The organism is Bacillus sp. AY18-3, from assembly GCF_008042305.1.
GTDB lineage: Bacteria > Bacillota > Bacilli > Bacillales > Bacillaceae_G > Bacillus_A > Bacillus_A wiedmannii.
The window spans coordinates 119,010-135,915 of record NZ_QKQR01000038.1; the positions used below are offsets into that span (position 1 = coordinate 119,010).

General features: G+C 34.8%; 17 protein-coding genes and 1 pseudogene. 11 read left to right on the forward strand and 7 right to left on the reverse strand.

Features of this window, described 5'->3' with window-relative positions:
• Positions 1-15 precede the first annotated feature (15 nt).
• The 3 genes from DM800_RS26695 to DM800_RS26705 all read left to right on the forward strand — a co-directional run bounded on the left by DM800_RS26695 (position 16) and on the right by DM800_RS26705 (position 1,851).
• Complete coding sequence (locus tag DM800_RS26695; RefSeq protein WP_147787987.1) at positions 16-657, forward strand: DUF3885 domain-containing protein; 642 nt, start codon at positions 16-18, stop codon at positions 655-657.
• A gap of 157 nt (positions 658-814) precedes the next feature.
• Positions 815-1,390, forward strand: coding sequence for a histidine phosphatase family protein (locus tag DM800_RS26700; protein ID WP_147787988.1), 576 nt, complete (start codon positions 815-817; stop codon positions 1,388-1,390).
• An 89-nt stretch (positions 1,391-1,479) separates the two neighbouring features.
• Positions 1,480-1,851, forward strand: a complete 372-nt coding sequence (locus DM800_RS26705; RefSeq protein ID WP_046959012.1) for a hypothetical protein — start codon at positions 1,480-1,482, stop codon at positions 1,849-1,851.
• Positions 1,852-1,869: 18 nt separating this feature from the next.
• Here the strand turns inward: DM800_RS26705 and DM800_RS26710 are convergent.
• The 3 genes and pseudogenes from DM800_RS26710 to DM800_RS26720 all read right to left on the reverse strand — a co-directional run bounded on the left by DM800_RS26710 (position 1,870) and on the right by DM800_RS26720 (position 3,490).
• Positions 1,870-2,730, reverse strand: a pseudogene (locus DM800_RS26710) (alpha/beta hydrolase).
• 36 nt (positions 2,731-2,766) lie between these two features.
• Positions 2,767-3,096 carry a DUF3147 family protein gene (locus DM800_RS26715; protein WP_000545644.1) on the reverse strand — a complete coding sequence of 110 codons (330 nt, stop codon included), beginning with the start codon at positions 3,094-3,096 and terminating at the stop codon, positions 2,767-2,769.
• Positions 3,080-3,490, reverse strand: a complete 411-nt coding sequence (locus DM800_RS26720) for a MarR family winged helix-turn-helix transcriptional regulator (RefSeq protein ID WP_000651933.1) — start codon at positions 3,488-3,490, stop codon at positions 3,080-3,082. The genes DM800_RS26715 and DM800_RS26720 overlap by 17 nt, the downstream gene beginning before the upstream one ends.
• Positions 3,491-3,614: 124 nt before the next feature.
• Here DM800_RS26720 and DM800_RS26725 point away from each other — a divergent pair, with 124 nt between their 5' ends.
• Positions 3,615-4,442, forward strand: coding sequence for a PP2C family serine/threonine-protein phosphatase (locus DM800_RS26725; RefSeq protein ID WP_088062938.1), 828 nt, complete (start codon positions 3,615-3,617; stop codon positions 4,440-4,442).
• A 42-nt stretch (positions 4,443-4,484) separates the two neighbouring features.
• On the opposite strand, the gene asnB is transcribed toward DM800_RS26725, so the two are convergent.
• The gene (asnB, locus tag DM800_RS26730) at positions 4,485-6,308 is read right to left on the reverse strand and encodes an asparagine synthase (glutamine-hydrolyzing) (protein WP_147787989.1); all 1,824 of its coding nucleotides are present in this window, start codon (positions 6,306-6,308) and stop codon (positions 4,485-4,487) included.
• Between the two features lie 418 nt (positions 6,309-6,726).
• On the opposite strand from asnB, the gene DM800_RS26735 reads away from it, so the two are divergent.
• Positions 6,727-7,293 carry a sigma-70 family RNA polymerase sigma factor gene (locus DM800_RS26735; protein WP_147787990.1) on the forward strand — a complete coding sequence of 189 codons (567 nt, stop codon included), beginning with the start codon at positions 6,727-6,729 and terminating at the stop codon, positions 7,291-7,293.
• A complete protein-coding gene (locus DM800_RS26740; protein WP_147787991.1) occupies positions 7,290-8,435 on the forward strand; it encodes a DUF4179 domain-containing protein in 1,146 nt (381 codons plus the stop codon). Before DM800_RS26735 ends, DM800_RS26740 begins: the two co-directional genes overlap by 4 nt.
• Positions 8,436-8,474: 39 nt before the next feature.
• On the opposite strand, the gene DM800_RS26745 is transcribed toward DM800_RS26740, so the two are convergent.
• Entirely contained in the window at positions 8,475-9,548 is a 1,074-nt protein-coding gene (locus DM800_RS26745; protein ID WP_098133610.1) for a WD40/YVTN/BNR-like repeat-containing protein, read from the reverse strand.
• A gap of 212 nt (positions 9,549-9,760) precedes the next feature.
• Here DM800_RS26745 and DM800_RS26750 point away from each other — a divergent pair, with 212 nt between their 5' ends.
• Together DM800_RS26750 and fbpA are read left to right on the forward strand one after the other, a co-directional pair.
• Positions 9,761-10,660 (forward strand): cation diffusion facilitator family transporter, encoded by a 900-nt coding sequence (locus DM800_RS26750; RefSeq protein WP_147787992.1) that lies wholly within the window; start codon positions 9,761-9,763, stop codon positions 10,658-10,660.
• Positions 10,661-10,853: 193 nt separating this feature from the next.
• Complete coding sequence (fbpA, locus tag DM800_RS26755) at positions 10,854-11,024, forward strand: Fur-regulated basic protein FbpA (protein ID WP_000098304.1); 171 nt, start codon at positions 10,854-10,856, stop codon at positions 11,022-11,024.
• Positions 11,025-11,080: 56 nt separating this feature from the next.
• Here fbpA and DM800_RS26760 read toward each other — a convergent pair whose 3' ends face one another.
• Together DM800_RS26760 and DM800_RS26765 are read right to left on the reverse strand one after the other, a co-directional pair.
• Complete coding sequence (locus DM800_RS26760; RefSeq protein ID WP_046959020.1) at positions 11,081-11,752, reverse strand: GntR family transcriptional regulator; 672 nt, start codon at positions 11,750-11,752, stop codon at positions 11,081-11,083.
• A 16-nt stretch (positions 11,753-11,768) separates the two neighbouring features.
• Positions 11,769-12,734: a DMT family transporter gene (locus DM800_RS26765; RefSeq protein WP_088062944.1), complete on the reverse strand. Its 966-nt coding sequence runs from the start codon at positions 12,732-12,734 to the stop codon at positions 11,769-11,771.
• Positions 12,735-12,989: 255 nt separating this feature from the next.
• Here DM800_RS26765 and DM800_RS26770 point away from each other — a divergent pair, with 255 nt between their 5' ends.
• From DM800_RS26770 to fumC, 3 genes are all read left to right on the forward strand, one after another.
• Positions 12,990-13,649 (forward strand): class I SAM-dependent methyltransferase, encoded by a 660-nt coding sequence (locus tag DM800_RS26770; protein WP_088062945.1) that lies wholly within the window; start codon positions 12,990-12,992, stop codon positions 13,647-13,649.
• A gap of 324 nt (positions 13,650-13,973) precedes the next feature.
• Positions 13,974-15,377 (forward strand): Na+/H+ antiporter NhaC, encoded by a 1,404-nt coding sequence (gene nhaC / locus DM800_RS26775; protein ID WP_147787993.1) that lies wholly within the window; start codon positions 13,974-13,976, stop codon positions 15,375-15,377.
• 124 nt (positions 15,378-15,501) lie between these two features.
• Positions 15,502-16,890 carry a class II fumarate hydratase gene (gene fumC / locus DM800_RS26780; RefSeq protein WP_098091058.1) on the forward strand — a complete coding sequence of 463 codons (1,389 nt, stop codon included), beginning with the start codon at positions 15,502-15,504 and terminating at the stop codon, positions 16,888-16,890.
• Positions 16,891-16,906: the final 16 nt, after the last annotated feature.

Sequence of the window (16,906 nt, forward strand, 5' to 3'; positions counted from 1 at the left end):
AAGGTAGGGGTTGAGATGAGGTTGAATGAGTATATGCTTGAAATGTTTCCAAATTTAGAACTTAGACCACCTCTATTTTATAATGGGGATATTGGTATTCGCTTTAGATTAGGTGCGAACTATGATTGCAATAACATTTATGAAAACTGCCCATATTTAGAAGGCGTTTATAATAGAGCGATTACTTTATTTCAGTCTTTACATGCAACAGAAGATGATATTTATATCGTAGTGGATGTAAATGACTATGCAGACGGTGAAATTTTCAAACACAAATTGAATATCTTTTCTAAGTATGTAAAAGAGAAGTCCGATTTGTTTAAGTTACAGAAAAATACAATCCCTTATATTTTTCCAGAAGACGATGAAGACGGGGTATATAAAACCCATAGATATACTTTGAAATGTAAAGTTTCAGACTTGAAATACATTCCTATGCTAAAAGCAATTTGTAATCAAGATATGGGAATAAAACCGCGTATTTTTCATAGGGTGTATTTCATAAATATTAACAAGAATACTATATTTCACGTTTATGATGATAGGGGTTGTGATGTATTAGCTACCTCTCCTAATACAATTAGAGATATTTATCATACATATAATGATTGGATATTAGAATACGACAGAAATAAAATTGATAAAGTATTTAATTGAATGTAGTCTATTTTAAATGAGGGAAATACCATAGAGGTGTTTCCCTTTTATTAATATGAAAATCAACATTCAAATTTGACAGCACTTATTATAAAGGTAAAGGGATTTGATGGTAATGTATTGAATTTGGATAGAAACAGAAAAGGGGGATGAATGAATGACGACAATATATTTCGTTCGCCATGCCCACTCTACATATACAAAAGAAGAACGGGAACGGCCTTTATCTGAAAAAGGTTTGTTAGATACGCAGCATGTAACACGCTTATTAAAAGATAAACATATTGATGTTGTGATTTCTAGTCCGTACAAAAGGGCAATGCAAACTGTGCAAGGAATTGCGAATACATATAATTTATCAATACAACTGGAAGAAGATTTACGGGAAAGGCTATTAAGTAAAGAACCAGTACAGGATTTTCATGATGCTCTTCAGAAGGTATGGGAAGACTGGACTTTTGCATACGAAGGCGGAGAATCAAATGATGTAGCGCAAAGACGTGCTGTAATATGTATGCAAAGTATATTAAAAAAATATAAAGGTAAGAATATTGTAATAGGTACTCATGGGAATATTATGGTATTACTAATGAATTATTTTGATTCGAAATATGATTTTCAGTTTTGGAAAACCCTTCATATGCCTGACGTGTATAAATTAACTTTTGATAATAATTGTTTCAGTTCTGCTGAAAGAATACAGTCTACAGATTATCAGATAAATAATTTGTAAAAGTTTATCAAAAAAAGAGGAAAGGGAGAAGTTATTGTAGAAGTATGACTTTGTAACATAAAAAATATGTGTTAAAGGAGGCTGTTTACATGTTTGAGAAAGAGAAAGAAGGGCTTATTGAAGTTCAGAACGTATTTGAAATTGTACCAGCAGATGGAGCAATTATTGGTATGGCAACGGAAGAAGAAATGGAAATTGCTGCTGAACTAGAGCTGCAGTACTATGCCCATTCTCGTTTGTTAGAAGCAAATATTCAGTTAGACGGTTCCTCCTACAAAGAGTTACTTCAGGAGTTCCAGGAGTACGAAAGAAAATCAATGAGCTTTTGGCGAGCAATACATAAGCGTTTAGCTGTGCCATGGGCATGGGTATTACGTATTGACGTTGCGAATGGCCCTATATATGTAAGTAATGGGAATTCGTATTATGAAGAAATCGATGATGAAGAAGATTATGAATAGATAAGTAAGGAAGCAGCGTTAGTTGCTTCCTTTTTTTATTTGCAAGGAGTGAATTGCTTCAATAATAATATCTGGTCGAGTATTTTCAATTCCGTGACCAGCATGTTCGGCAAGTATATATTGGCTATTTATTGAGAGTTGTAATTGTTCATGAATCAGTTCTTGTCACATTGTTTCTAGTTGTGTTGCTTCCTCTTTTGGCATGCCATCCTCAGTCAACTGAGTAATAGAATATTGAGGGTCCCTACCAATAACGATTAAAGGTGTTTCTAATGTTTTATATAACTCTTTTATTAAGCGAGCACAATTTTTCCACGCACATAGTTCAGAAGCTGTCGCTTTATATAATAGAGGGGAGGTAGAAAATTCAATGTACTGTCTTGATTGATCAACGAGTATAGGTTTTAGTTCATTATTAAGCATGTCTATATCCATTTTGGAGTATGTATTATATTTTTGAAGCCACATATCATCCGAATCCGTTTGATCAGAAATTGGTAAATGCAGTTCATCTAATCGGTGTAAGTTCATAGAAGTAGAATCAACTAAAATAAGTGCTTGCAGCTTATCTTCATGTAACATCGCAAAATGTTGTGCACATAAGCCTCCATAGGAATGACCGATTAAAATGATAGGCTCGTGAATAGCAAGTTCATGTAGTAACATATGAAGTTCGTTTGTCGCTTGTCTTGTAGTACGCGAATAATTTCCTAGTTCACTTTTTCCGTAACCTGGGCGATGGTATGAAATGACTGTAAAATGTTGTGAAAGTTTTTCTATAATAGGGAGCCAATCATAAAATGAGCAACCCATTCCGGTCTGAATAACTACCGTTTGTTTACTACTTCCTTTTGTATATACTTCTATAGTTTGCTCCAATACCTCTACAAATTTATAAATAATAAACCCTCCTAACTAAGCTTGAAATAATTTTTGACAAGCAAAAACGATACACCAAACACCTATACCAAACAGGACAGATGTACTAAGTGAAAATGAGTTTTTTAGACCAATATAGACGATAAATAGTAGTAGTGCGGATGCAGGAAATCCATATAATACGCCTATAGCAAATTGACTTAATTCTTGTTTGTTCCCGCCTTCTAAAGAAATCCAAAATAGGCTTAGTAAACTTACAAGAGGAAGGGCAGCAATAAAGCCGCCTATCGTACTATAATGTTTAGCGACTTCAGTAATAACGCCAATAATAAGTGCAGAAACGATTACTTTAACGAGGAAATGCATATTTTGCCTCCTTCGCTAATAAAGAAAAGGCTTTTTCAATTAATTGTTGTTCTTCTTTTGATAACTGTGATTCTAATATTTTTATCTTTTCTTTATCTAGTAAAGTATGCTTTTCTAATATTTCAATGCCTTCTTTCGTTAAAGTAAGGTTTACGACCCTTTCATCTTGTTTGTTTCTTTCTTTTATAATAAATCCTTTTTGAATGAGGCGCTTTACATGTTCTGATGCTGTGTTATGAGAGAGACTAAGCTCAGTAGCGACTTTTCCAATTGTTATATCTTTCTCACGAGAAATGAGTTGTAAAATACGAATGGCTTGGTGAGAAAGGTTGTCCTCATACTCATATCGTAAGTGATAATAAATGCTCTCCCAATGTTGATTGATGTCTTTCATAATGATAAATCCCCCTGTTTTTATATCGTATAGTAAGATATATTCGTGAATGTAGAAATAAAATCCTTTTATTTGGATAAAAAATGTTGAAAAAGTTTATTTTTATTGAAATATAAGGTAATCTATGTGTAAAGGTATACATTTAGCAAGAGAGAGGATGATAGCTGTGAATACATTCAAATGGATGAGTCATGAACAGATGTATGTAGATGAAATACATGTTGAAAAATGTGGTCCTCTTTCAGTCGGCGTATATGGGGGAAATCAAGAGAGTGATGCATATGAACGAGGAGATGCGGTACTTGCTTGGTGGGATCCTGAATTACAATTTGAATTTGTTATGATTTTTGATACACACCACAAAACAAAAAATATTGATTATATAATAGAAGCAATTTCAGCAAGAAAAGAGAAACTAAAAGAGTTATTTTCTTACCCGATACATTTAGCTTTTCATCATACGCATATGTACTTATTAGCTTTATTTACAGATGAATTGTTTATTGAAAAATGTGATCAAGATGATGAGGAACTTGCATGCTTAATTTGTTTGCGAAAAGGCGAATTTTTATATTGGCTATCAGTTGGTGATTGCTTCGCATATTTATTCCATTCTGAAAAAACGAAGAATGGTAAAGGGCGGTTAAATAAACGGAAGAATTACGAATATATTGGTAGGAAAAATATTTTTGCTGCAAATACACCTTGCTTTACATCAGGTGTCAGAGGATTAGAAAAAGGAATGAATCACATTGTAATGGCAACGGACGGTATTTTAGAGTGTGATAAACGAAAATTTGATGATGATCAATCTTTAGTAGAAATATTGCACGACGGAAGTTGCTTACAGATTGAGCCAGTATTAACAAATGTACTGCAGTGGAAAGGTAGAGATTGTGCCACAATTATTGGATGGTCCATTGATACTGAAAATAAAAAATGCGCTAATTAATATAAAAGGAGTTCAAGGTTTTTATCCTTGAACTCCTTTTTGTTAAGCAATATGAATATGATACGTTTTCAACCATTCATTTACTTGTAGCATATATTCCATAGCACTTCTTGCTTCAAAATTGTTAATTTCTTTATTGCTTTCATCGGCAATGGCAAGTAATGTGGAATGATTAATAAGTGAGAAAATAGGATTGTTTTTATTACTGCACAAGTCGAGTGATAAATGACGGATTGTTTGTAAATAATGTGGATCTTGTGAAGTTGGATAAGCACTTTTTCTTCTATTGCGTACATCGTCAGGTAAAGCAGGTTGCAGTGCTCTACGTAAAATGCCTTTTTCAATATTATCAATGCTTTTTATATTGAAAGGAACGTTCCATAAATATTCAACTAATCTATAATCGCAAAACGGTACACGTACTTCAAAGCCTACAGCCATACTCATACGATCTTTACGATCAAGTAAGAACGGGAGAAATCTCGTTAAAAATAAATAAAACATTTGGCGTTGTTTCGCGGATTTTTTACTTTCCCCTTCAAGAGTAGGTACTTCAAGAATCGCTTCTTGGAAGCGTGTATCAATATAGTTTTCTAAGTTGCATTGGTTATTTACTTCATTTAGTAGAAGAGGGGAAGTGTTTTTCCAATTTGTTAGCCAAGGAAATTTATCGACAAATAGTAAATCCTCTTGATGAAACCAAGGGTACCCGCCGAATACTTCATCAGCAGATTCGCCGGATAAAGCTACAGTTGCATCTTTTTTCATTTCGCAAAATAGTAAATATAGTGAAGTTTCCATTTCGCCAGCACTCGGTAAATCTTTTGCACGGAGAGGGACGAATAAGTGATTTGCTAATTCTTCAGCATTCACAATAATGTCATGATGAGATGTCCCTACATGTTCGGAAACACGTTTTACCCAAGGAGCGTCTAAACCAGTGCGAGCAAATGTTAGCTCGAAATCTTTTGCACTATTTACAAAGTCAACGGAATACGTATGAAGTGTTTTATTTTCCGCTGCAAACTCTTTACCCGCTAGTGCAGTAATACCACTAGAATCTAATCCGCCTGATAACATACAAACGAGAGGAACATCGGCAATTAATTGTCTTTTTACTGTATCTTGTAAAATAGATAAAATATGTGATGATGTATCTGCAGTAGAGTCTGTATGAACTTTACTTTCTAAATTCCAATATTTCTTAACTACTTTTTTATCACGTGTAAACGTTATAGAATGTCCAGCACGTACTTCTTGAATATGTTTAAAGACGCCACATCCTGGAGTTCGAAATAATCCTAATCCAAATATTTCGTTTATGCCATCTGCATCAATTTCAGCAGGGACAGATGGATGGGCTAATAGCGCTTTTATTTCGGATCCGAAAATAATACTGTCATTTCTTTCTGTATAAAAGAGTGGCTTTACGCCTAAATGATCACGTGCTAAAAATAATTGTTGCTTTTGATCATCCCATATTGCAAAGGCAAAAATACCATTTAAATGTTGTACGCAATCTTCTTTCCATTCTAAATAAGCATGTAGTAATACTTCTGTATCTGAATGCGTTTCAAATGCATGACCACATTGTTGAAGTTGCTCTCTCAGTTCACGGAAATTATAAATTTCTCCATTATAAGTAAGAGCATACGTATAATCACCAGCACGAAATGTTTTTGGTTGTGTCCCGCCTTCTGGATCAATTACGATTAACCGACGGTGTGCAAAGGCCGCACGAGGTGAAAACCAAAATCCTTCAGCATCCGGACCGCGATGCTGGATACTATTTGCCATCTTTTCTAAAATAACATGTTCATTGGAAAGATCCTTATTCCAATTTACCCAGCCTGTAATTCCACACATACACATCTCATCTCCTAGTTTAAAATGTTGAAAAGTAGATTAATGAAATAAAGTGAAACTTTAATCAGTGGGGGTTTTTTCCATCCCCCACTGATTATTAGTTGAACCAATCGGGCTTTTACGGACAGTTATCTCCCACCTAACTTCCTCGCATTCGCCCAATTTTGAGGTGGGATTTATTGCCCGTTAATGCGGAGTAAAATGTACACCAAGTTAAAGAATGACTATATAAATAGTGTACTACATGAATTAAATTGCAGACTTGAGAAAATTTTCTTGTAATACATAGTTATGTGAGACAATGGCGTAGGGAAAGTATTCCATAACATACAAAAAATAAAAAAGATGAGAGAAAATATTTTGTAAGACGTTATATAGGGTGTAAAAGCTTTTACAAAAAAATAAGGGGAATCGCTACATGAAATCAAATCAGAAAAATTTTATAAAAAGATTACAACGGCAAAAAGAAGATGCGCTAGAATTCGTTGTCGATACATATTTACCACTTATAAAAGGAATAACGCATAAAATCCTTCTTCCGGTTCAAAATGATGGATTAATAGAGGAATGTGTAAACGATATATTTCTTTCCATTTGGAATAACGCAAATAAATTTCATGGAGAGCCGAGTGACTTTAAAAAATGGATAGCGGCGATTGCGAAATTTAAAGCGATTGATTATTACCGGAAGGCGACTAGAAAAGTAGAAATTATTTCAGATGAGTTTCATATTAGTACGGAAAAGTCAGCGGAAGATGAATTAATCGTTATGGAAGATAGGGAAGAGTTATTGAAGCTTATTAATCAATTAGAACCGTTAGATCAAAAGGTGTTCATTATGAAATATCTTCTCGGTATGAAGACAGAAGAAATAGGAGATAAGTTAGGGTTAACTCGGGCAGCGATCGATAATCGTGTGTACCGTGGAAAAAAGAAACTACAACAAAATGCTACGAAAATTAGTTTTGGAGGTAGTGCAATATGAAAGACATTTATGAACTATTAAATGATATTGATATAGATGAAAAAGAAATTGAGGAAATTGAGGCTTCTGAAATTGAAAAAGAAAAAGTGAAACGTAATGTAAAACAATCGATACGTACGAAGAAAAAGATGAAAAGTTGGAAAAAAGGTGTTGCTGCTGCATCTATTTTAGTAGGGTTATCAGTTGCAACGCTTGGTATCGGGTTTCCTACATATGCCGGGGGATTGCCAATTGTAGGTGACATATTCCGATTTTTAGATAATGGTAGAACAGGGTTATATGAAAATTATAAAGCGGACGCAGAGAAGAAAACGGGGCTTCATAATAATTATCAACAATACGCCACAGTACTAAATATGACAAAAGAAAGCAATGGAATTAAGATAACGATTAATAATGCGATTTTCGATGGTAAGACAGTATCAATAAACTATTCTATAGAAAGTAACAGAGATTTAGGTAAAAATCCAAGTACGTTGGATTTTTTAACTATTAAAGGAGCAGGTGCCCAATCAGGAAGCAATGAAATTATTAAGGTCGCTGATAGGAAATATGAAGGTTTAATAAAAACAAGTAGTGATCTAGTTAGTAATAAAGGAACTACAGTGAATGTTGAATGGAGTATACAAAGTATAAACATTTTAGAAACAGAAGAAGAGATAAAAGGAGATTGGAATTTTAATATTAATCTAAAAGGAATAGAAAATAAAGAGAAATTGATTAGAGGTAGTGCAGAAAAAGACGGTGTAAAAGTTAATATGGAGAGAATGGAAATAACACCCATGTCGTTTATTCTATATTACAACCAAGAAGTAGCTCAAGAAATAAGAGATGTATGGGATGGAGTGGATGTTGATTTAAAAGTGAGAGATGATATAGGTAATCAGTATTATGGAGAAGGAAATGGAGGCTCAGGTGAAGATCCTTATAATTTTAATTGGAGTGAAACATTCCAACAACTTAATGAGAATGCGACTAAGTTAATAATAACGCCTTACATTAATTTAAGAATTCACACTCCTGAAAATTATGGCTCGGTAACAATAGTTGGAGGAGAAGTAAAGGAGCGTTTTGTGCCTCGAAGATTGGGAGGCAATAAGGGTATTGCGTTAGATGATATTGTAATTGACTTAAAGAAATAAAAAAGAGACTGCCTAAAACCATTAGGCAGTCTTTTTTCGTTAAGAATTAGTTACGAGCAATGCATGCGGATGCTGCGTTTTATACTCATCTTTCCACGGAATGTTTAGTTGTTCCCACGATTCGCCGCTATCATTGGATTGAAACACGCCGTTGTTATTTAAAGTGTAAAATGTATGTGGTTCTGCTGGATTTGTCGCAAACATCGAAATGACTGTACCGATTGCAGATGGTAGACCTTGTTGTACTTGCTCGAAAGGAGTATCTTTCGTTTTACGATAAATATAAGATTCATAAGGAATATGGTGATGAGCGAGGTCAGCACTCGGTGCGGCAGAAACGAGAATTGTATCACAATCAGCCGGATCGATAGCCATGCTGTATAAATAATGGTGTTCAAGTCCTTCACTGCATGAGATCCAGCTGTTTCCACTGTTATAACTTTCAAGGTATGCGCGATCAGGTCCGCCCATAAAACCATCACCACATGATGCATAAAGGCGATTTGGAGCTTCAGGGTGCATAAGCAATTGATGCGCATCGATAGGAGCACCGAATTTTTTATCAATCCAAGTATGCCCTCTATCATTACTTTGAATAACAGCACCAGCTTCAATTGAAACATGGATTGTATTTGGATTGTTTGGATCAACTGTAATCCAGCGTACATGATGGGTAAAAGGTCTAGGCGGAAAAGCCCACGTATAAGAAGATAATAATGATTTCATATTTTTAAGTTCAGTCCACGTTTCACCACCATTTTCAGAACGGAATAAAGCGCTCGGTTCTGAGCCGACATAAACGACGCCATAGCCGTTAACTTGTTCATTAGGACTTATCGTAATGGAAGTTATCGAAGAGTGTAAAATACCATCTTCTTTAGGGAAATCAAAGTAACGATATGAATCTCCAATCGGTTTCCACGAATCCCCGCCATCGTCACTTAGCCATAAACCTCGTCCAAATGTGCCGCAATATACACGATTCTTTTGGAATGGATCAACTGCGATACAGGTAGGTTGCATATTTTGTAAGTGATACGTTGTTTCATAGTTACCATATTGTTCTTTCACTACAACTAGTTCACGTTCCATACAGAGAAATAAACGTTTCATTTTAGTAACCTCCTTAAAAATTCTTTCATTAGTAAACAATATGAAGCTGAAAAAGAAGTAGTCTTATTTTTTGTTGAGAAAAAGGACTTATTTAAAAAGAAGCGAAGTGTGTATACAGAGGAAGCGGGCGTTTACGGGCAGTTAATACGGGATAAAGACGGGGAGTTTGTTTCATACTAATGTACAGATATTGCACTTAAAGGAGTATTGGTATGGGGCATTCACATGATCACGGTCATTCTAACAATAAAAAGGCGTTACTAATTGCTTTCGTATTAACGACAAGTTTTATGATTGCTGAGGTGATTGGGGGATTTGTAACAAATAGTTTAGCACTACTATCTGATGCGGGGCATATGTTAAGTGATGCAGTATCCTTAGCATTAAGTTTACTTGCGTTTAAGCTTGGAGAAAAAACAGCAACAACTGCGAAAACATACGGGTATAAGCGAGTCGAAATGTTAGCGGCATTATGTAACGGTGTCGTTCTTATTGTCATTTCAGTATACATTTTTATTGAAGCAATTCGCCGTTTTAAAGAACCAGTTGAGATTGCTAGTAATGGGATGCTCATTATTGCTGTACTTGGTCTGCTTATTAATATTTTATCAGCTTGGATATTAATGAGAGGCGGAGATGTGAAGGGTAACTTGAATTTAAGAAGTGCTTTCCTACACGTATTAGGCGATCTATTAGGATCAGTCGGAGCGATTATTGCAGCGCTATGTATTAAATTTTTCGGATGGACTGTTGCTGATGCGATTGCTAGTATTCTTGTGTCTATTTTAGTCATTATTAGTGGATGGCGTGTAACACGTGATACCGTCCATATATTAATGGAAGGTGCACCCCAGCACATAAATGTTGAAGAGGTAAAAAGTACATTATTAAATATTACGGTTGTAAAAGAAGTTCATGATTTGCACATATGGTCTGTCACATCTGATTTTCAAGTATTAACTTGCCATTTGATTATTAAAGGTGATGAAACGCAAAATGTATTAAAAGAGGCTACGGATGTATTAAAGGAGAAGTTTCATGTAGAACATGTCACTATTCAAGTAGAAATAGATGGTGAATTTAATCATATTGAGACAACTTGCAAAGTATGAAAGAAAAAGGATAAGAAAATGTGTCATAACATTTTTCGCACGGCATACATATATATAATGTGGCCACAAATACTTTGTAAGGTAAATATTTCATGAAATTACTTTACTTATAAAGAGTCATCTTTTATAATCAAAAATGGTAATTGATAAAGATTATCATTTTCAATGATTGTAGGAAGGAGTTTTTTAAAAGATGAGTAGTCAACTCCGTTTTGCTGTTGAAAATCGTAAGAGGCATTTAATTGATGAGTTAATTGGAGCAGGTGTGTTTAAAATTCGCGACCGACAATTATACGAGCTGTCTTTAGAGGAATTGGAAAAAGAGTACGAAGATATGGAAGAATATGCAGATATTCAGGCATAACTATATAGATTAGTAAAAGGTGAGCTGGTTACGATTTTGTGTAACCAGCTCTATTATTATTTCGTAGAAATTATTTTTGATATTTCTTTCATTGGACGGAGCCAGTTTTGAGACATCATTTGTTCCATTTGTTTTTCGTCCTGCTTTTGCAATGCTTGAATGATAGAGTGATGTTCTTCAATAGATTGACTTGCTGGAACAAAGTTTTGGAAAAACAAATATTCAAGGCGTAAAACGTGAAGTTGCATATTTTCTAGAAAGGGTTCAATATATTGGTTTTTAGCAATAGAAGAAATTGTATTGTGAAATTGTATATCTAGTTTTAAAGCTTGTTTTGCGTTTTTCTTCTCTATAGAGCGCTGAAAATCAGCGTTTATTTCAGAAAGTAGTTTCAGATCAGCGTCTGTAATGTTTTGAAGTGCTTGCTTTCCTATAATAGAGTGAAGACCAGCCATCGTTTCATAAATGATAGGAATGTCGTCTAACTTAATAGGAGCAATTTTTGTTTTTTGCCCAGGTACCATTTCCACTAATCCAGAAAGCTCTAATATTTGAAGTGCTTCTCTTACAGGTGTTCTGCTTACTCCTAGTGCTTCAGCCAATTCCCCATCATTAATTTTTTCATCAGGCTGCAGTACACCTTCAATAATCCAATCTTGTAGTTGATTTAAAACGAGTGATTTTGCCGAAACTCTTCCTTGTTTTTTATAATTTTGAGGGATAGGCATAGTGAATTCAATCCTTTCATTGTATATTTTCTTTTTTCTCATGAACAAACTTTAATTCCTGTTTCCCTTCATCCGGTTTTTGGCTTAAGATGAGCACCATTACAATGACACAAAAAGCCCCTAATAACTGAAAAGATTGAAAGGGTACGTGTAATATAAGTACAGAAGAAATAATAGCTGCGAGTGGTTCAGTACAACCGAATAATGTCGTTTCTTTCGGAGTCAGGTATCGTATGCTGTCTAAGTATAAATAAAATGCAATCAGTGTTCCGAAAATGACGACAAATGTGATGAGCGGTAGGGTACTTAGTTTTACATATTTCATAGTCGATAATAAAATGAATTCGTTTGTAGAAATAAAGTGTAGAATCGTAACGCCAATACCCCCAATAATCATGCCCCATCCAACGATGACAGAGGAAGACCATCTTTCTAGTAATCCCTTTGAATATAAACTATAAAAAGCAAGAGATAATCCAGATAAAATACCCCAAATAATAGCCGGTGTAGAAACAGCCAAGTTATGAACAGACCCATTTGTTAGTAAGAGAAAAGTGCCTACTAATGAAAGGGTAATGGAAATGAAATCAATTTTTGATGGCCGAACGTTCCACTTGAAAAGTAAGTATACAGTAATAAATATAGGAGCTAAATATTGTAATAATGTTGCGACGGCAGCATTCCCTTCTTTAATAGAAGCGAAGTACGTGTACTGTACAGCAAGCATACCGAATAGGCCAAACAATATCATTTTAGTAGCATCAGATCTTTGTTTCCATATGCCGAATATTTCTTTTTTTCTCTTTCCGAATGATGAAATAAGGAGCAAGATAACGCCAGATATAAGCAATCGAATTGTAACTAACCATTCAGTAGAAACATTTTCATATTGAAAAAGTTGTTGTGCAGCTGTTCCGGACAATCCCCATAAACAAGCACCAATTACAACCATTATGATTCCTTTTAAACGATTTGGATCCATATAGTTTTCATTCTCCTTTTCTACAAATTCGTTTCGGATACAATATGCAATATATCACGAAATGAATAAAAAATAAACTGAAATTTCTGTGTTAGAAGGTAGGAATTTTAGTAGTTCCAGTTATGTTTACGATACAAGTGAGGAGGTGAAATAAAGCGAGATAAAATTATAAAAATAAATCATAATCAAGAGGATAAAAAAATAAAGATAAGAGTAATTTGGTTTGTTAAAAATATGTGTAGAAGGAGAAATGTGATGAGCTGGGTTACTCATAAACCAACATTTGAATTTGATCAATACAATCCATATATTCGTATGAATTCTGCTTGGGTGGGACATTTAAACTTCGCTTATGATTTAGTAAGATTTGAAAAGCCAGAAATATTAGTTGAGTTAGGTACACATTTAGGAGCTTCTTTTTTCAGTTTTTGCCAAGGGGTAAAAGATGAAGGATTATCTACAAAATGCTTTGCTGTAGATACTTGGGCAGGAGATGAGCACACAGGTCCATATGGAGAAGGTGTTTTTCAAATAGTGAGTAAATTCGTGAGCACGAGTTATCCTCAAATAGGGAATTTAATTCGGTCTACTTTTGATGAGGCCGTGGATCAGTTTCAAGATGGAACGATAAATTTGTTGCATATTGATGGCTATCATACGTATGAAGCAGTTTCTCATGACTATAAAACATGGCTACCGAAACTTGCGAATAACGGTATTGTGTTATTTCATGATATTGAGGTGAAAGATCGAAACTTCGGTGTGTATAAATTTTGGGATGAGGTCAAGGCGAAGTACCCTCATTTTCAGTTTGAGCATTCCTATGGGCTCGGAGTGTTATTTCCGAAAGGCTGTAGCAATCAGTTTGTGGAAATACTTAAAAATAAAGAAGAAATACAAAATATGTATAAATAAAAGTAGAGCATGCATCATTTTAATGATGTGTGCTTTTTTGTGGAGAAAAATGGTATTCCTTAAAAGGGGAGGATAATAGTAAAAAGTTTTGTTGTGGCAAATATTAAAAAAGTTATTTTTGGATTGTTCTATATAAAAATGTAACATTTTTTATATTTTCCATTGCGAAAAGTAACATCTACTTTTACAATAGAAAAGGTGTTATATTATACTGGAAAAATAAATCGAAATAATATGAAAATTTTGTTTTGTCTTCGCTAATTGTATATTACATACATGTAAGACGACATACGTCATGTTATCGACTTGTAAGGAGAGAAAAAAATGAAAAGTGTAAGATTACCATCGATGCTAGAAATCATAGTTCTTTTATTACTATTTCTTGCTGTTGTCTTTTCCTTCCAAACGATTTTTGATCTCCCAATTCAATTAGCGCTATTTATTTCATGGTTTTTAGTAATTGCGCTTGGATTAAGATTAGGATTTCGTTATCAAGAATTGCAAGATGCAATTACGAAAGGGATTTCTAACGGATTAGAAGCAATACTGATTTTAGTTGCGGTAGGTGCTTTAATTGGAACTTGGATTGCTGGTGGCGTAGTACCAACATTAATCTATTATGGATTAGAGTTTATTCACCCTAGCATATTCCTATTAGCAACATTAATTATTTGTTCAATTACTTCTATCGCAACAGGAACATCATGGGGAACAGTAGGAACAGCAGGTATTGCTATGATGGCGATTGGTGAAGGGCTTGGATTACCACTTCCACTTGTTGCTGGTGCAGTTCTTTCAGGAGCTTATTTCGGCGACAAATTATCACCACTTTCTGATAGTACAGTTCTTGCAGCTTCTATGGCGAAAGTAGACGTTATTGCTCACGTTCGAGCTATGCTCGTATTAGATGTTCCGGCTTACATTATTACTAGCATTATGTTTACTGTAGCTGGTTGGATGTATGGCGGCGATAATGTAGATTTAAATCGAGTAGAGTTTTTAAAAGAAGCTTTATTAAAGCAATTTGATATTAAAATATGGATGCTTGTTCCGGCGGTCATTGTTATTGTTCTATTAGCGATGAAGAAACCGTCTATGCCGACAATTGCAATGGGAGCTTTAATTGGTGCAATTTGGGCAACTCTTTTCCAAGGAATGAACTTTGGAGAGGCGATTGGAACAGCGTATAACGGATTTTCAATTCAATCTGGTGTTGAGTTTGTCGACAAGTTATTAAACCGTGGTGGAATTAACGGTATGCTTGGATCAGTGGCCGTTATTATTTTCGGTTTAGGATTTGGTGGATTACTTGAAAAACTAGGTGTTTTAAAAGTAATCGTATCAAAATTTGAGAAGAAATTAAATTCTGCAGGTAATGTAACATTGTCTACATTAATCGTGGCATTCTTAGCGAATATATTTGGTTGTGCGATGTACGTATCACTAATTTTAACACCGAAAATTATGGAAGAGAGCTATGATAAATTAAAAATAGACCGCCGTGTTTTAGCACGTAACTCAGAAGTAGGTGGAACGTTAACTTCAGGTATGGTTCCATGGTCTGATAATGGGATTTTTATGGCCGGTATTTTAGGTGTAGCAACGTTCTCATACGTTCCGTTTATGTGGTTAAGCTTTGTTTCATTAATTTTAGCAGTTATTTACGGATATACAGGCAAATTCATTTGGTATGTAGATGACGTTGAAAAAGGAAAGCAAGCATCATAAAAAAATACCTTCTGCGATGGCAGAAGGTATTTTTTTTATATATAAGAGTGAGAATTCTTATCATTTGGGTGAAAGTCTGTTAAAATGAGAAATGTAGGTATTTTATTTTCAAGGGGATGAAAAAATGGAGTACAGAATTGAAAGAGATACAATAGGAGAAATAAAAGTTCCAGCTGATAAATTATGGGCAGCACAAACACAACGTAGTAAAGAAAACTTCCCGATTGGAACAGAGCAAATGCCGCTTGAAATTGTAAAAGCATTTGCCATTTTAAAGAAAAGTGCAGCACTTAGTAATCAAAAATTAGGAAAGCTATCAGAAGAAAAAGCAGAAGCAATTGTGGCAGCAGCTGACGAAGTGATTGCAGGGAAATGGAATGAACATTTTCCACTTGTCGTATGGCAAACTGGTAGTGGTACTCAGTCAAATATGAATGTGAATGAAGTAATTGCAAATCGTGGGAATCAAATTTTGAAAGAGAAGGGATCTGACGTGCATATTCATCCGAATGATGATGTGAACATGTCTCAAAGTTCAAATGATACATTCCCAACGGCGCTTCATGTAGCATGTGTAATTGCAGTGGAAAATCACGTATTACCAGCAATTACGAAATTAAAAGAAACGCTAGCAGAAAAAGTAACTGCATTTGAACATATTATAAAAATTGGTCGTACACACTTACAAGATGCAACACCGTTAACATTAGGGCAAGAAATTAGCGGATGGCACCGTATGCTTGAAAAAACAGAGCGTATGATTGCAGAGAGCAATACATATATGAAAGAGCTTGCAATTGGTGGTACTGCAGTTGGAACAGGTATTAATGCTCATCCTAAGTTTGGGGAGATGGTGTCAGAGGAAATTAGCCAATTTACAGGTAAGCAATTTATTACTGCACCAAATAAGTTCCACGCATTAACAAGTCATGATGAAGTTGTATATACGCATGGTGCATTAAAAGCATTAGCAGCTGATTTAATGAAAATAGCTAACGATGTGCGCTGGCTGGCAAGTGGTCCGCGTAGTGGTCTAGGAGAAATTATTATTCCGGCAAATGAGCCAGGAAGTTCTATTATGCCAGGTAAAGTAAATCCAACGCAAAGTGAAGCGTTAACGATGGTTGTAGCGCAAGTAATGGGAAATGACGCAACAATCGGATTTGCAGCGAGCCAAGGTAATTTTGAATTAAATGTATTTAAACCTGTTATTGCATATAACTTCTTACAATCTGCTCATCTATTAGCGGATGCAATTGTTTCATTTAATGATAATTGTGCAGTTGGTATTGAAGCAGATGAAGAAGTAATTAAAGAGAATGTGAATCGTTCATTAATGCTTGTTACAGCATTAAACCCGCATATCGGATATGAAAATGCAGCGAAAATTGCGAAGCATGCTCATAAAGAAGGGTTAACGTTAAAAGAAGCAGCACTGCAATCTGGACTACTAACAGAAGAACAATTTAATGAAATTGTCGATCCGAAAAAAATGATTGCTCCGAAAGAGTAATAAAAAAGCCAAGATT

Bases quoted from the DNA above. Each gene is read 5' to 3' on its own strand.
- DM800_RS26725 (WP_088062938.1), top strand. From the start codon at position 3,615: ATGTGTAAAGGTATACATTTAGCAAGAGAGAGGATGATAGCTGTGAAT.
- DM800_RS26745 (WP_098133610.1), bottom strand. From the start codon at position 9,548: ATGAAACGTTTATTTCTCTGTATGGAACGTGAACTAGTTGTAGTGAAA.
- asnB (WP_147787989.1), bottom strand. From the start codon at position 6,308: ATGTGTGGAATTACAGGCTGGGTAAATTGGAATAAGGATCTTTCCAAT.
- DM800_RS26740 (WP_147787991.1), top strand. From the start codon at position 7,290: ATGAAAGACATTTATGAACTATTAAATGATATTGATATAGATGAAAAA.
- DM800_RS26705 (WP_046959012.1), top strand. From the start codon at position 1,480: ATGTTTGAGAAAGAGAAAGAAGGGCTTATTGAAGTTCAGAACGTATTT.
- DM800_RS26715 (WP_000545644.1), bottom strand. From the start codon at position 3,096: ATGCATTTCCTCGTTAAAGTAATCGTTTCTGCACTTATTATTGGCGTT.
- DM800_RS26720 (WP_000651933.1), bottom strand. From the start codon at position 3,490: ATGAAAGACATCAATCAACATTGGGAGAGCATTTATTATCACTTACGA.
- DM800_RS26770 (WP_088062945.1), top strand. From the start codon at position 12,990: ATGAGCTGGGTTACTCATAAACCAACATTTGAATTTGATCAATACAAT.
- DM800_RS26765 (WP_088062944.1), bottom strand. From the start codon at position 12,734: ATGGATCCAAATCGTTTAAAAGGAATCATAATGGTTGTAATTGGTGCT.
- fumC (WP_098091058.1), top strand. From the start codon at position 15,502: ATGGAGTACAGAATTGAAAGAGATACAATAGGAGAAATAAAAGTTCCA.
- DM800_RS26735 (WP_147787990.1), top strand. From the start codon at position 6,727: ATGAAATCAAATCAGAAAAATTTTATAAAAAGATTACAACGGCAAAAA.
- DM800_RS26750 (WP_147787992.1), top strand. From the start codon at position 9,761: ATGGGGCATTCACATGATCACGGTCATTCTAACAATAAAAAGGCGTTA.
- DM800_RS26760 (WP_046959020.1), bottom strand. From the start codon at position 11,752: ATGCCTATCCCTCAAAATTATAAAAAACAAGGAAGAGTTTCGGCAAAA.
- fbpA (WP_000098304.1), top strand. From the start codon at position 10,854: ATGAGTAGTCAACTCCGTTTTGCTGTTGAAAATCGTAAGAGGCATTTA.
- nhaC (WP_147787993.1), top strand. From the start codon at position 13,974: ATGAAAAGTGTAAGATTACCATCGATGCTAGAAATCATAGTTCTTTTA.
- DM800_RS26695 (WP_147787987.1), top strand. From the start codon at position 16: ATGAGGTTGAATGAGTATATGCTTGAAATGTTTCCAAATTTAGAACTT.
- DM800_RS26700 (WP_147787988.1), top strand. From the start codon at position 815: ATGACGACAATATATTTCGTTCGCCATGCCCACTCTACATATACAAAA.